Genomic DNA, 14,274 nt, shown 5'->3' with positions numbered 1-14,274 from the left:
TGGGTCACTCCAAAGAGTTACGCAAGGGGAAACGGTGGACGAAGGGTGACCTGCCTGTCGATCGACACATCAAGGGCCTGTAGGGCGATTTGTCGACTGACTCGCGCTTCGTTGTCGACTTGTCCCCAGGTCGAGAAGCGGACCTGTGGATAACTTCTGTGGATAACGACAATCACCAGGTACGACGGGCCTGAAGCCCGCCAGAACCGGTTCTAGAACCGGCCGTCCTGGCACCGCGCCACCCAGTCCGCCGCCGCCACGAACTCGTCGTCCGACGTGCCCGGCCGCGGCGGCTGGACATCCACGGGCTGCATGTCCGCGCGCGGGTAGGAACCGAGGTAGCGCACCTGGAGGCAGATCCGCTTGAGGCCCATCAGGGCCTCGGCCACCCGGCGGTCGGAGATATGGCCCTCGGCGTCGACGCAGAAGCAGTAGTTGCCGATGCCCGCGCCGGTGGGCCGGGACTGGAGCAGCATCAGGTTGATGCCGCGGGTGGCGAACTCGCCCAGCAGATCGCGCAGGCCGCCGGGGTGGTCGTCGCGCTGCCACAGCACGACGGAGGTCTTGTCCGCGCCGGTCGGCGCCGCGGGCCGGGCGGGCCGGCCGACCAGCACGAACCGCGTCTGGGCGTTCTCCGCGTCGTGGATCCCGGTCTCCAGGGCTTCCAGACCGTAGCGGGCGGCCGCGAACTCGCCGGCGAAGGCGGCGTCGTACTGGCCCTCCTGGACGAGCCGGGCGGCGTCCGCGTTCGAGGCGGCCGACTCCCAGTGGGCGTCCGGGAGGTTCTTCTTCAGCCAGTTGCGCACCTGCGGCTGGGCGGCCGGGTGGGCGGAGACCGTCTTGATGTCCGACAGTTTCGTGCCCGGGCGGACCAGCAGCGCGAAGGTGATCGACAGCAGCACCTCGCGGTAGATCATCAGCGGCGCGCCGGCGACCAGCTCGTCGAGGGTGGTGGTGATGCCGCCCTCGACGGAGTTCTCGATCGGCACGAACGCGGCCTCGGCCTCGCCGGCTCGTACCGCGTCGAGCGCGGACTGGACGGACACGTACGGGATGAGCTCCCGGGTGGCGGTCTCGGGAAGCGTGCGCAGGGCGACTTCGGTGAAGGTGCCCTCGGGGCCGAGATACGCATAGCTCGCTGGCATGACCTCACCCTAATGGGCTCGCGGAGCGCTATCCCCGACAACCCACCAAGAGCTGAAATCTCACCCCTCCAGCAACTTCTGTCCCACATACTCGCCCTCGGCGGCCCCACCGGGCACCGCGAACAGCCCGCTCGACTCGTGCCGGATGAACTGCGACAGGGCGTCCCCGCGGTCGAGCTTGCGCTGCACCGGCACGAAGCCGCGCAGCGGATCGGCCTGCCAGCAGACGAAGAGCAGGCCCGCGTCGGGGACCCCGTCCGGGTCGATGCCGTCGTGGAAGGAGAACGGGCGGCGGAGCATCGCGGCGCCGCCGTTCTGGTCGGGCCGCGTGATCCGGGCGTGGGCGTTGATCGGGACGACGAGGTTGCCCTTGGCGTCCGTCTTCTCCAGGTCCATCGGCGTCGTCTCGGTGCCGCCGGACAGCGCCGCCCCGTCGGACTTGCGGCGGCCGATCACGTCCTCCTGCGCCTTGACGGAGAGCTTCTCCCAGTCGTCGAGGAGCATGCGGATCCGGCGTACGACGGCGTAGGAGCCGTTCGCCATCCAGGCCGGTTCGCCCGTCTCGGGCACGAAGATCCGCTGGTCGAAGTCGGGCTCGGACGGCTTCGGATTGCGGGTGCCGTCGATCTGGCCCATCAGGTTGCGGGCCGTCATGGAGTGGGCGGTGGCGCCCGGCGAGCGGTTGAAGCCGTTCATCTGCCAGCGGACCCGGGCCGCCGAGCCCGCGTCCTTCTGGATCGCGCGCAGGGCGTGGAAGGCCACGAGGGCGTCGTTGGCGCCGATCTGCACCCACAGGTCGCCGTTGCTGCGCTTCCTGTCGAGGTGGTCGGAGGAGAACTCGGGCAGCGGGTCCAGGGCGGTCGGGCGCTGCTTCTCCAGGCCGGTCCTGCCGAAGAAACTGTGGCCGAAGCCGAAGGTGATCGTCAGCGACGAGGGTCCGGCGTCGCGGGCCACGTCGGTGTCGTCGTGGGCGCTCGGCTCGCCCGCCATCAGCCGCCGGGCCGTCTCCGACCAGCGGCGCAGCAGGGCGGCGGCCTCCCTGCGGCCGCCGCCCGCCGCCAGGTCGAAGGCGACGAGGTGGCCGCGGGCCTGCAGGCCGTCGGTGATGCCGGGCTGATGTTTCCCGTGAAACATCGCCCGGTCGGCGCCGAGCGAGGTGAGGGGAGCAGCAGCCTCGGTGGGGGCGGCGGCGTATCCGACGGCCGCGCCCGCCGTGCCGAGCACGAGTCCGGTGGCACCGGCGGTGCCGAGCAGACGTCGCCGCGAGATGCCCTCGTCGGCCGGGGCCGCTTCGGTCTGCGCCGGGGCGGTGGCGGGGGTTCGGGCTTTCGGAATGGACTGGTCAGCCATGGTGGTTCAGCCGATCTGCGCGTTCTTGGAGACGGTCACCTCGTCGATGTCGGAGGTCCGCACGGTCACGTCGACCTTCCAGTCGCCGGCCATGGGGATCTGCACTCCGTTCGCCGACCAGTGTCCGGTTGCGATGTGGTCCGGGACGACGGGCAGCGGCCCGATGCCCTTGGCTTTCAGGGTGAAGTCGACCTTGACCTCGGGGATGTCGAAGGCCTGGCCGTCGGTCCGCTCGACGTAGACGTGCATCTCGTTGCCGCCCACGCGTGCGGGGTCGAGGTCGACGGTCACGATGCCCTTGCCGTTCTCGCCGCCGGTGTCGAAGGGCATGTTCAGGGTCAGGGCCCCGGACGCGCCCGTGTCGGGTGATGTGGATGCGGAGGACGAGGTGGCGGCCTTGGCGTCCTGCTCCGTGCGTCCCGGCTCGGTCTGCGTGAGGACGGTGGTGACGGCGAGCAGGACGACCGCGATGCCGGCCTCGGCCAGCACGGAGCGGCGCAGGCCGAAGCGGTTCGGGTCGGCGTCCCGCAGCCGCTTCTGCCGGGCGGCGTCCCGGGCGGCCCGCTGCCGGGCGAGCTGCGCGGCCCGCTCGGTGTCGGGAGGCCCGGGATCGGGCTGCTCGCCGGCGTCGGTGCCGGCCTCGGTGCCGGCCTCGGTGCCGGCCTCGGTGTCCGTGCCCTTCCGGCCGTCGCCGGTCATGTCGGGCTCCGCCTCACCAGAGGCATCGGGCTCGGTGTCACCAGAGGCGCCGGCCCCCGCTCCGACCCGCGCCTTCTCCCGCTCCGCCGCTGCCGGTACCGTCTCGGCCAGCCGTCCCGTCCACCGGCGTGAGATCCACGCGACGCCGACCAGGACGGCCACGAGGGCGATCTTGGCGAGGAGCAGCTGTCCGTAGCGGGTGTCGGTGAAGGCCGACCAGGAGCCGAGCTGGCGCCAGGACTGGTACGTCCCGGTGGCGATCAGCGCGAGGACGCTGCCGAAGGCGACGCGGGAGAAGCGGCGTACGGCCGACGCGTCGACGGGCGCGTCGGCGGGTGCCCGGTACAGGGCGACCAGCAGCGCGCCCAGCCCGCCGAGCCACGCGGCGACGGCGAGCAGATGGACGACGTCGACCGGCATGGCGATGCCCGCCTGGAGTCCGACCGAGGCGTGCTCGGACATCGCCCAGCTCGCGGCGAGCCCGGCCGCCACGACGACGCCGCCGATGGCGAGTCCGAAGGTCAGGTCCCGCTTCTCCTGGGGGTCGTCCCGCTTGTCGTAGGCCCCGAACAGCACGGCGATGAACAGCGCCGCCGCGGCGAGCAGCAGCAGCCGGGACACCAGGGCCGCGCCGGTCTTGGTCTGGAGCACCTGCCCGAGCAGCGACAGGTCGAAGATGTCGGCGACCTTCCCGGAGCCGGTGAAGGAGCCGCGCAGGAGCAGCAGGGCGAGGGTCGCGGCGGTGAGCGCGAGCCACCCGGAGACGACGAACCGCTGCACGGGCCGCACTCCGGAGCCGCGCGGCCAGCAGGCGAGCACGAAGGCGGCGCCGCCGGCCATCACGATGAACCCGGCGTAGGACACGTACCGTCCGAAGCCGTACAGCCAGCCGACCGCGCCGTCGTCGGTCGCCTGATCGGAGACCGTCACGGACGTCTTGGACGGGGCGCCGATGGAGAAGGTGTAGGCACCGGCGACGGGGTGGCTGTCCGCGGACACCACCTGGTAGGCGACCGTGTAGGTGCCGTCGGGCAGGCCGGAACGGAGCCGCACGGCGTACGTCGTTCCGCTGACGTTGGACGGCTCGCCCGTGTCGACGCGCTTGCCCTCGGGGTCGAGCACGCGCAGCGAGTCGCCGGACATCGCGACCTGCTCGGAGAAGGTGAGCGAGATCCGGGCCGGGGCCTTGTCGACCACCGCCCCCTGCGCGGGGTCGCTGCCGGTCACCGCAGCGTGCGCGGAGGCCGGAGCGGCGCCGGCGAGGAGTGCGCAGGCCGCGGCCAGGAGCAGCAGCACCACGGTCCGGACGCGGGGGGCGATGGTCTGCGTCACAGGGGGTCCCTCCCTCAGTGTCCGGTCTTCGGGTTGTAGGTCGCCGGCTTCACCGGCATCTCGACCTCGACCGGACCGGAATGGGCGAAGTGGAGCTCGACGGAGACCGTCTGACCTTCCTTCGGCTTGCGCTTCAGCTGCTCGAACATCAGGTGGTTGCCGCCGCTCTTCAGCACGAGTTCGCCGTGGGCGGGGACCTTCAGGCCTTTGACCTCCTGCATGGCCGAGCCGACGGTCTCGTGCACGGTGACCTGCCCGGCGATCTCGCTGGTGACCGAGGTCAGCTCGTCGGCGGCACCGCCCTTGTTGGTGACGGTGAAGAAGCCGGCCGCCATCTCGTCGGAGACGGGCTGCGGCATGTACGCGGAGCCCACGGAGAGTTCCGCCTTGCCGCTCCCGGAACCGGAGTCCCCGGATTCCGAGTCCGAGCCGCCGCATCCCGCCAGGGCCAGCGCCCCGGCTATGACGAGGGCCGCCGGGCCGAGTCGCCGCCTCACGGGTTCTCCCCCTTGGCGATCTTGGGGAGGTCCTTGGTGTAGTCGTCGACGGTGGCGTCCTCGCCGTAGAGCACGTAGCCGCCGTCGGTCTTCGGCGAGAAGGCGATGACCTGCGTGCCGTGCTCGGAGATGATCTTGCCGTTCTTGTCCTTGTGCGGCGGATCGATGGAGATGCCGAGGGTGCGGGCGCCGGCCTGGATGGTCGGGAAGTCGCCGGTGAGGCCGATGAACTGCGGGTCGATGCCCTTGAGCCACTTGCCGAGCTCCGCGGGCTTGTCGCGGTCCGGGTCGGTGGTGACGAACACGACGCGCAGCTCATCCTGCTCGGCCTTGGGCAGCTGCTTCTTGGCCACGGCGATGTTGCTCATCGTCGACGGGCACACGTCGGGGCAGTGGGTGTAGCCGAAGTAGATCAGCGTGGGCTTGCCCTCGGTCTCCTTGCGGAGGTCGTACTTCTTGCCCTGCGTGTCGGTGAGGACCAGGTCCGGCTTCTCGAACGGCTTGTCGAGAACGGTGGCGGCCTTCTCGGTACCGGCCTGCTCCGACACGACGGCGACGGGCTTGTCGCTGTCGTTCCCGCTGCCGCAGGCGGTGAGGGTCAGGGAGGCCGCGGCGAGCAGAGCGGCCGCGGCGAAGGTCTTGGTGCGCATAGAAAAATGTCCCAGATGTCGGTGATCCGGCGCGCACCGGGTCCCTCCCGCCGAGGGCGGGAACCCGGCGCGCGCCGTGCAACGGAAGCGGCCTCAGGCGTTGGTACGCCGACGCCCGGCCAGCACGCCGTAGGCGACGCCCGCCGCGCCGACCACGATGCCGACGACGCCCAGGACGCGGGCGGTGGTGTCGGTGCTGTCGGAGGAGGCGGTGTCGGCGGAGGCCTTCTCGGCCGACTCGGCGTGGGAGGCGTCGTCACCCGAGGAGGCGTGGTGCCCGTCCTCGGAGGCGGCGGACAGCTCCAGCACCGGGGCGGGGTTGTCGGGCTCCTCCTGGCCTTCCTGCGGCACCTCGATCCAGCGGACGACCTCCTTGTTGGAGTACGTCTGGAGGGCCTTGAAGACCAGCTGGTCGGTGTCCTCGGGCAGCTGACCGATCGAGAGCGGGAACTTCTCGAAGTAGCCGGGCTCGATGCCCTTGCCGTCGGCGGTCCAGGTGACCTTGGTGACGGCCTCGGAGATCTTCTCGCCGTGCATGTCCAGCGGCTTGTCCAGCTTGGACTTGGTGACGTCGATCTTCCAGCCGGGCATCGGCTCCGGCATCACCGAGGCCAGCGGGTGGTCGGTGGGGAAGCTGACCTCGAGCTTGGTGGTCGAGGCGTCGTCCCGCTCGTTGGGGACCTTGAAGTCGACGACCGCGTAGCCGCCCTTGGCGGCGGCGCCCTCGGGCTGCACGGTGACGTGCGCGAAGGCGGGGACGGACAGGGCGAGAACGGTGATACCGGCGGCGGCACCGGCCGCGGCGATACGGGAAGCCTTCATGGAAGGAGCACTCCGCTGTGAGTCGGGTCGGATGGGGAAGAGGGATACGCGCACACGCGCGTGCCGCACGACAGCGGCTCCCCTCCAGGCCGTCCGAACCATCCGGATCATCCGGATCGTACGAAAAGGCGGAGTGGTGGTCGCGCCGTGTCAGGCGGCGAGGGCGAGTGCGGATGCGCGAGCCGTGGCGGCCGGCGGGCCACGCCGGATCACCGTGTGCTGAAGAGCCGTCGTGCGCGGCATCGCAGGCGTGGGCCGCACGGCGTGCACGGGGCGCGGACATGCCTCCGGCGCTCCCGGCAGCCCGGCGCGCAGGGCGCGCACCAGCGCGAGCGCGGCACGCAGGGAACGCACGAGCGCCCCTTCCGCGACACCCTGCGCCGACAGCTCGGTGAGCCGCAGCAGAGCCAGGTCGCCGTGGCGCAGCAGCCAGCCGGCGGCGATCGCCGCGAGAACGTGGCCGAGCAGCATCGGCAGGGACGGCCACAGCGAGGCCGACGCCCCGGCGTCCGCCGGCAGATGCGTGTGCGCCCCCGTGGGCGGCTGGATCCTGGCGTCGGTGAGGATCTTGTGGGCCTGCGCCGGGCTGATCGCCGCCGCCGTCGCGCCGCACACGAGCCGTGCGGCCTGCTGGACCAGCGCGGCGTCGCTCGCGCCCGCCGGCACCGAGGATGTGGCGGCGGCCGTGCCGTGCTGACCGAGTCCGAACAGCGTGTGCAACACCGTCTGACCGGCCGCGAGCAGCGCCGTGATCCCCGGCAGCGAGCGCACGCGCCCGGCGAACGGAGCCGCCACCGCGACCACCCCGAGGAACCCGGCGCCCAGCGTCCACAGCGGAATGCCGTCGCAGGAGGCGAGCGTGTGACCTGCCCCGGCCAGCACGACACAGACCGCGGCGAACACCGCGGCCCGCAGGATCCGGAGCGTGAGTCCGGAGCGCGTCGCGCACGCGTGGGGGGCAGTCATGGCGGGCTCATCATCGCACTGGCCACCCAGGCCTCGTGCGGCAGGTCCACAAGATGCCCTACGACCGGAACGTCACACTCTGGCCCCACCCGCCCCCTCACATACACCGATCGGGGCTAGGGCGCATCCACCGTATGGGCGGCATCACGTCAACTTCACGCTTACATGCGGGGAGTCAGGGCAATACGTAACGGTATGTCGAGCCGCGGCCAGGAGGCTGGAGCATGAGCATCTGGTGGTCACTCCATCTGCGGCGCGAAGCTGCGAGCGTGCCGCTCGCCAGGCGCCTTCTGATCGGCACGATGGAGACCGCGGGCGTCGATCCCGATATCTCCTACGACCTTTCCGTCGCCCTCAGTGAGGCCTGCGCGAACGCCGTGGAGCACGGCGGGGACACCGCGTGCGGCGGCCCCGGTTCGGAGGCGTACCGGGTCACGGCGTACCTCGACGGCGAGAAGTGCCGGATCGAGGTCGCCGACGCGGGCCCGGGATTCCCCGCGGCCTCCGCTGGCCGGTCCCGCCCGCCGATCCGGCCCGCGCACTCCGACGCGGAGAACGGCAGAGGGCTGTGCCTCATCGAGGAGCTCGCCGACCATGTCCACATCGGCAACAAGCCGGGCCGGGGCGGGGCTGTGGTGAGCTTCGACAAGGTCCTCAAGTGGCGCGAGGACGCAGCGCCGCTGATGGCGGTCTGACCTCTGCCGACACTCGATCGGCTCGGGGGCGCTGTTTCACGTGAAACGTCCGCCCCTGAACATCCGCCCCCTGAACACCGCTCCCTGAACGTCCGCCCCGTTGAAAGTCCGCCCTTCCGACGTCCGCCCCTACAGCGCGCCCCAGTCCAGCGTCGTACGCGCCAGCCCCGCCACCTGACTGAGCAGCGCCAGCCGGGCCGCGCGGACCGCCGGGTCGGGGTCCATCACCAGCACCTCGTCGAAGAAGGCGCTGATCGCTTCGACCAGCGGGGCGGAGACCTCGATCAGCGCCCCGAGGTCGTCTTCGCGGCCGTGCAGGGCCTGGCGTACGGCGTCGGCGCTCTCGGCGAGACGCAGCTCGGCGGGCGCGGTCAGCAGGGACGGATCCGCCGCCTCGACGCCGCCCTCGGGAAGAATGCGCATCACCCGCTGGAACGCGGCAGCCAGTTCCTCGAACGCCTCCGTGCCGATGTGCCGCTCCAGCGTGGCCAGGGTGCGGTCGCCGTGAGAGGGCCGGTCGGCCCACACCAGGACGGCCTGAACGAGCCGATGTTCGTGCCCGGCATCCGTGAGCTGCTGCTCGTAGCGCCGGGTGATCAGCTCGCCGGCCTCGGCGACCCGCTCGGCGGGCACCTCGACACCCTGTGCGGCGTACCGCACGGCCGCCGCGCGCAACCCTTCGCTCACCCGCACTCCGGCCACGGCAGGCAGGCTCCGCAACACGTTGAGCAGCCCGATCGCGGCCCGGCGCACCCCGTAGGGATCGGAGCTGCCGGTCGGCGCGGCCCCGATCACGAACATGCCCGTCACCAGGTCGAACCGGTCGGCGAGCGACAGCACGGCCCCCGCGTCCCCGGCCGGCAGGGCACCGCCGGCGGAGCGCGGCAGCTCCATCTCCGCCAGCGCCCGGGCGACCTCGGCGGACTCGCCGGCCCGGCGGGCGTACTCCTCGGCCATCACCCCGGCCAGTCCGGAGAACTCGATCACCATCTGCGACGCCAGGTCGAACTTCGCCAGCGCACCGGCGCGCCGCACGACCTCCACCGCCTCCTCCGGAAGCCCGGCCCGCCCGGCCAGGTCCAGGGCGAGGGAGGCGAGCCGGTCGGCACGGTCGGCGACCGTACCGAGCCGGTCCTCGAAGGTCAGCTTGTCCAGCCGGCGCCGGAACTCCGCCGGCGGCACCTTCAGATCCGCCCGCCAGAAGAACGCGGCGTCCTCGTAACGGGCCCGCAGCACCGCCTCGTTGCCCGCCCGCACCACGTCGTCGTCGCACAGGGCGTTGGCGAAGGTGACGAAGTGCGGCATCAGCCGCTCACCGTCCAGCACCGGCAGATAGCGCTGGTGCTTGCGCATCACGGTGGTCAGGACGCTCGCGGGCAGTTCCAGATAGCGCTCGTCGAACGACCCCCGCACGGCGTACGGGAACTCCAGGATGTCGGTGATCTCGTCGATCAGATCGGCCTGGCCCGCCACGTCGATCCGGCCGCCCACCTCGGCCGCCGCCTCCAGGGCACCGCGGACCACCGCGCCGCGCCGGGCCTCCCGGTCGAGCAGGATGCCGTGCATGTGCAGGAAGTGCGGGTAGCCCTCGGCCGAGGTCACGCGGACGACCGGGTAGGGCGCCTGACGCTGCACCCGCGTCGTGTCGCCCGCGACGAGCGAGGAGACCACCACGGGCAGGGGAGTACGGCCCAGCAGCGCGAGCAGCCACCGCACGGGCCGTGAGAACGACAGACCCGGGTCGCTCCACCGCATGTTGCGCCCGGCACGCAGCCCCGACACGACCTCGGCCAGCAGATCGCTGAGCACCTCGACGGCCGGACGCCCCTCCTCGTGCCGGGTGACGGCCACGTACTCGACACCCTTGACGTTGACGATCCGCACGTCGGTCGGCTCGGCCCCCTGACTGCGGGCGAAGCCCAGCAGGGCAGGCGTCGGAGCACCGTCCTTGAAGGCGGCGGCGACCTTGGGGCCGCGCACGGTCCGCATGGTGTCCCGCTCGCGCGGCTGCACCCCGTCGACCGTGATCACGATCCGGCGCGGCGTGGCCATCACCGTGATCGCGCCGTGCCCGAGCCGGGTCGCGGCCAGCTTGGCGGTGACCGACTCGCGCACCGCCTCGGTGGTGGCGGGGACGTCGGCGTACGGCAGTTCCTCCACGCCGATCTCGAACAGCAGCGTCTCGACGCCGGGCACCTTGGGCAGCGCGGCCCGCTGGGCCGGGGCCGGAGGGGCAGCCACCCCGAGCGGATGCTCCAGCGCGGCCCGCCGCCGCTCCCACAGCTTGGCCGACTCGTGCGTCAGGCCGCGCATCAGCGCGAACGCCTTGGCCCGCTCGGTGGTGCTGATCGCGCCGCGCGCGTCGAGCACGTTGAAGGTGTGGCTGCACTTGAGCACGTACGTGTACGCCGGGACCGGCAGCTGAAGGTCGAGCAGGCGCCGGGCCTCGGCCGCGTACGCGTCGAAGAGCCGCTGGTTGGTGTCGAGATCGGCGTCGTCGAGGTAGTAGCGGCTCATCTCGTACTCGTTCTGCCCGAACACCTCGCCGTACGTGATGCCCGGCGCGTACACGATGTCCTTGAAGTGGGCCACGCCCTGAAGGTTCATCAGGATGCGTTCCAGGCCGTACGTGATCTCCACCGACACCGGGTCCAGGGCGACACCGCCGACCTGCTGGAAGTAGGTGAACTGGGTGATCTCCATGCCGTCCAGCCAGACCTCCCAGCCCAGCCCCCAGGCGCCGAGCGCGGGCGAGGCCCAGTTGTCCTCGACGAACCGCACGTCGTGCGCGCCCAGGTCGACACCGAGCGCCTCCAGGCTGCCCAGGTACAGCTCCTGCGGGTTGCCCGGGTCGGGCTTGAGGATGACCTGGAACTGGGTGTGGGTCTGGAGCCGGTTGGGATTCTCGCCGTAGCGGGAGTCGTCCGGCCGCACGCTCGGCTCCACGTAGGCGACGCTCCACGGCTCGGGACCGAGCACCCGCAGCGCCGTGGCCGGGTTGGCCGTACCCGCTCCGACCTCGGTGTTCAACGGCTGCGAGATCATGCAGCCGTTGTCGCTCCAGTACTTCTGCAGGGTGAGGATGGCGTCCTGCATGGTCAGCGCCGTCTGGACGTTCTTCATGGTGATCGCGCCTGTTCCCCGAGTCGGACCGGCAAGGTCGGCCATGATCTCACACGCCAACTACCCTTGACCTGCGGTTTTCTGACCGCTGGCCGGATGGCGTCGACTCAGGGGCGCGGGGCTGGGTCCCCATGCGGCTCCGCCGCGTGGGCGACCAGCCCCCACACCCGCACCCGAAACTCAGCCCTTGACGGCGGCCATCCACGCCTCGACCTCGTCCGCCCGACGAGGCAGCGCCGCACTCAGGTTCCGGTTGCCGTCCTCCGTCACGAGGATGTCGTCCTCGATCCGCACGCCGATGCCCCGGTACTCCTCCGGCACCGTCAGATCGTCGGCCTGGAAGTACAGCCCCGGCTCGACGGTCAGGCACATCCCCGGCTCCAGCACACCGTCGACGTACGTCTCGGTCCGCGCGGCAGCGCAGTCGTGCACGTCCATCCCGAGCATGTGCCCGGTCCCGTGCAACGTCCACCGCCGCTGAAGCCCCAGCTCCAGCACCCGCTCCACCGGCCCCTCGACCAGCCCCCACTCGACCAGCTTCTCGGCCAGCACCCGCTGCGCCGCGTCGTGGAAGTCCCGGTACTTCGCCCCGGGCCGCACCGCGGCGATCCCGGCCTCCTGGGCCTCGTACACGGCGTCGTAGATCTTCCGCTGGATCTCGCTGAACCGGCCGTTGATCGGCAGCGTCCGCGTGACGTCGGCGGTGTAGTACGTGTGCGTCTCCACACCCGCGTCGAGCAGCAGCAGGTCGCCCGAGCGCACGGGCCCGTCGTTGCGCACCCAGTGCAGTGTGCAGGCGTGCGGCCCGGCCGCGGCGATCGTGCCGTAGCCGACGTCGTTGCCCTCCACGCGCGCGCGGAGGAAGAACGTGCCCTCGATGTACCGCTCGGAGGTCGCCTCGGCCTTGTCGAGGACCTTCACCACGTCCTCGAAGCCGCGCACCGTCGAGTCGACGGCCTTCTGGAGCTCACCGATCTCGAACTCGTCCTTGACCAGCCGCGCCTCGGAGAGGAAGACCCGCAGCTCCTCGTCGCGCTCGGCGGTGACCTTGTCGGTCAGCGCGGCCTCGATGCCGGCGTCGTACCCGCGCACGACCCGCACCGGGCCGGTGGCCTCGCGCAGCGCCCCGGCCAGCTCGCGCACGTCGGAGGCGGGGATGCCGTACAGCTTCTCCGCCTCGGTGAGGGAGTGGCGGCGGCCGACCCACAGCTCGCCCTGGCCGTCCAGCCAGAACTCGCCGTTCTCCCGGTTGGAACGCGGCAGGAGGTAGATCGTCGCCTCGTGGCCCTGGCCCTTGGGCTCCAGGACCAGGACGCCGTCTGCGCTCTCGTCGGGCCGGCCGCCAGTGAGGTAGGCGTACTCGACGGAGGCGCGGAAGGCGTACTCGGTGTCGTTCGAGCGGGTCTTCAGGTTGCCCGCGGGAATCACCAGCCGCTCGCCCGGGAAGCGGGCGGACAGCGCGGCCCGGCGGGCGGCGGTCTCGGCGGCCTGGGGGACGGGCCGGAGGTCACGCAGCTCGGTGTCCGCCCAGCCGGTCTTCATGTTCTCGGCAAGCTCGTCGGACACGCCGGGGTACAGTCCGTTCTTCCGCTGCTTGATCGGCTCTTCTTCGGCAGTCTCCGGGGTGTCCGAAGGCTCTTCTGCCACGGCGGTCATCCTCCTCGATACGGCACTGGACCGCCCTCCACTCTACGGCGGCGTGGAAGCGGCCTCAGGGCGATGACGAGGAGCGTTACTCGAACCGAACCGCCAGCAGGACGACGTCCTCCGCACCTCCCGCCGCGTCCAGCCCGTCCGGCAGCACGCTCCGCAGGACGTGGTCGGCGAGGGCGCCGGGGTCGCGCCGCAGGGCCCGGGGTGCTCCGGCCGCCGCCGCGTGCAGCCGGGCGAAGGCGCGGTCGGTGGTCTCCCCGGTGCGGTGCAGCAGCCCGTCGGTGTACAGCAGGACCGTCTCTCCGGGCTCGGCGAGGATCTCCACGCTCGGCGCCTCCCAGCAGGCGAGCATGCCCAGCGGGGCGGAGACCGATGTCTCCACGAACTCGGTGCGGCGCTGTCCGAGCAGCAGCGGCGGACTGTGCCCGGCACCGGCCAGCGTGATCTTGCGGGCGGCCGGTTCGCAGTAGCCGAACAGGGCGGTGGCCGAGCGGGCCGGTTCGGTCAGCCGCAGCAGCAGCTCCAGGTCGGACAGGACGGCGACCGGGTCCTCCCCCTCCATCACGGCGTACGCGCGCAGGGACGCCCGCAGCCGCCCCATCGCGGCGACCGCGCTGGGCCCCGCACCGGTGACGGAGCCGACGGCGAGGCCGAGGGCGGCGTCGGGCAGCGGCAGCGCGTCGTACCAGTCGCCGCCGCCGCGCGGGCCGGTGCGGTGCCGGGCGGCGAGCTGGACACCGGCCACCCGCGGCAGCCGCGCGGGCAGCAGCTCGTCCGACATGGTCGCCATGGACGCGCGCGTGCGCTCCAGTTCGAGGAGCCGGGCGAGGTGTTCGGCGGCGTACCGGGCGTACAGGCCGACGAGGTGGCGCTGCCGCTCGTTCGGTTCGGCGGGTTCGTCGTAGAGCCACACGACGGCCCCGAGGCGGCCGGCGGACTCGGTGGTCAGGGGGAGGGCGTAGCTGGCGGCGTAGCCGAGGCGGGCCGCGACCTCGCGGTGGCGGGGGTCGAGCCCCTCCTCGGCGAACAGGTCGGGCTCGGCGATGCCGTCCTCGCCGGGCAGTCCGTCGAGGAACCGGCCGTAGGACAGGGCGCTGCGGGGCACGGTCTCGATGTGGCCGAGGTCGGCGCGGGCCAGGCCCAGGCCGATGGTGGTGTCCGGGCCCAGGCCGTCGCCGGGTTCCAGGACGACGAGGCCGCGGCGGGCGCCCACCAGGGCGGCGCCGGCCCGCAGCTGTTCCTGGAGCGCGTCGTCGAGTCCGGACGTGCGGGTCAGGCGTTCGGTCAGCTCGTGGAGAGTGGTCAGGTCGGAGACCCAGCCGGCGAGACGGTCCTGGAGTAC

11 protein-coding genes are annotated in these 14,274 nt (G+C 71.9%); 1 reads left to right on the top strand and 10 read right to left on the bottom strand.

The window, feature by feature from the left end:
• Window positions 1-212: 212 nt before the first annotated feature.
• From pheA to CA983_RS13075, 7 genes are all read right to left on the bottom strand, one after another.
• The gene (pheA, locus tag CA983_RS13105; RefSeq protein ID WP_086601061.1) at window positions 213-1,145 is read right to left on the bottom strand and encodes a prephenate dehydratase; all 933 of its coding nucleotides are present in this window, start codon (window positions 1,143-1,145) and stop codon (window positions 213-215) included.
• A gap of 60 nt (window positions 1,146-1,205) precedes the next feature.
• Window positions 1,206-2,495, bottom strand: a complete 1,290-nt coding sequence (efeB, locus tag CA983_RS13100; protein WP_086601060.1) for an iron uptake transporter deferrochelatase/peroxidase subunit — start codon at window positions 2,493-2,495, stop codon at window positions 1,206-1,208.
• Window positions 2,496-2,501: 6 nt separating this feature from the next.
• Window positions 2,502-4,526: a copper resistance CopC/CopD family protein gene (locus CA983_RS13095; protein ID WP_086601059.1), complete on the bottom strand. Its 2,025-nt coding sequence runs from the start codon at window positions 4,524-4,526 to the stop codon at window positions 2,502-2,504.
• 14 nt (window positions 4,527-4,540) lie between these two features.
• Window positions 4,541-5,023 (bottom strand): copper chaperone PCu(A)C, encoded by a 483-nt coding sequence (locus tag CA983_RS13090; protein WP_086601058.1) that lies wholly within the window; start codon window positions 5,021-5,023, stop codon window positions 4,541-4,543.
• Window positions 5,020-5,673, bottom strand: a complete 654-nt coding sequence (locus CA983_RS13085) for an SCO family protein (RefSeq protein ID WP_086601057.1) — start codon at window positions 5,671-5,673, stop codon at window positions 5,020-5,022. The genes CA983_RS13090 and CA983_RS13085 overlap by 4 nt, the downstream gene beginning before the upstream one ends.
• Window positions 5,674-5,766: 93 nt before the next feature.
• Window positions 5,767-6,495, bottom strand: a complete 729-nt coding sequence (locus CA983_RS13080; protein ID WP_086601056.1) for a YcnI family copper-binding membrane protein — start codon at window positions 6,493-6,495, stop codon at window positions 5,767-5,769.
• A 150-nt stretch (window positions 6,496-6,645) separates the two neighbouring features.
• Complete coding sequence (locus tag CA983_RS13075; protein ID WP_086601055.1) at window positions 6,646-7,461, bottom strand: hypothetical protein; 816 nt, start codon at window positions 7,459-7,461, stop codon at window positions 6,646-6,648.
• A 224-nt stretch (window positions 7,462-7,685) separates the two neighbouring features.
• Between CA983_RS13075 and CA983_RS13070 the strand changes: the two genes are divergently transcribed.
• Window positions 7,686-8,156 (top strand): ATP-binding protein, encoded by a 471-nt coding sequence (locus CA983_RS13070; RefSeq protein ID WP_086601054.1) that lies wholly within the window; start codon window positions 7,686-7,688, stop codon window positions 8,154-8,156.
• A gap of 129 nt (window positions 8,157-8,285) precedes the next feature.
• Here the strand turns inward: CA983_RS13070 and CA983_RS13065 are convergent, their stop codons facing one another.
• From CA983_RS13065 to CA983_RS13055, 3 genes are all read right to left on the bottom strand, one after another.
• Window positions 8,286-11,279, bottom strand: coding sequence for a glycine--tRNA ligase (locus tag CA983_RS13065; protein ID WP_086601053.1), 2,994 nt, complete (start codon window positions 11,277-11,279; stop codon window positions 8,286-8,288).
• 180 nt (window positions 11,280-11,459) lie between these two features.
• On the bottom strand, window positions 11,460-12,935 hold the full coding sequence (locus CA983_RS13060) for an aminopeptidase P family protein (protein WP_086601052.1): 1,476 nt from the start codon (window positions 12,933-12,935) through the stop codon (window positions 11,460-11,462).
• Window positions 12,936-13,011: 76 nt separating this feature from the next.
• Window positions 13,012-14,274: PP2C family protein-serine/threonine phosphatase (locus CA983_RS13055; RefSeq protein WP_107500234.1), on the bottom strand; the 1,263-nt coding region annotated here is incomplete at its 5' end.

The organism is Streptomyces swartbergensis, from assembly GCF_002148965.1.
GTDB classification, from domain to species: Bacteria; Actinomycetota; Actinomycetes; order Streptomycetales; family Streptomycetaceae; genus Streptomyces; species Streptomyces swartbergensis.
The sequence above is the reverse complement of the archived record's forward strand: the minus strand, read 5'-3'. Positions and strand labels throughout refer to the sequence as shown.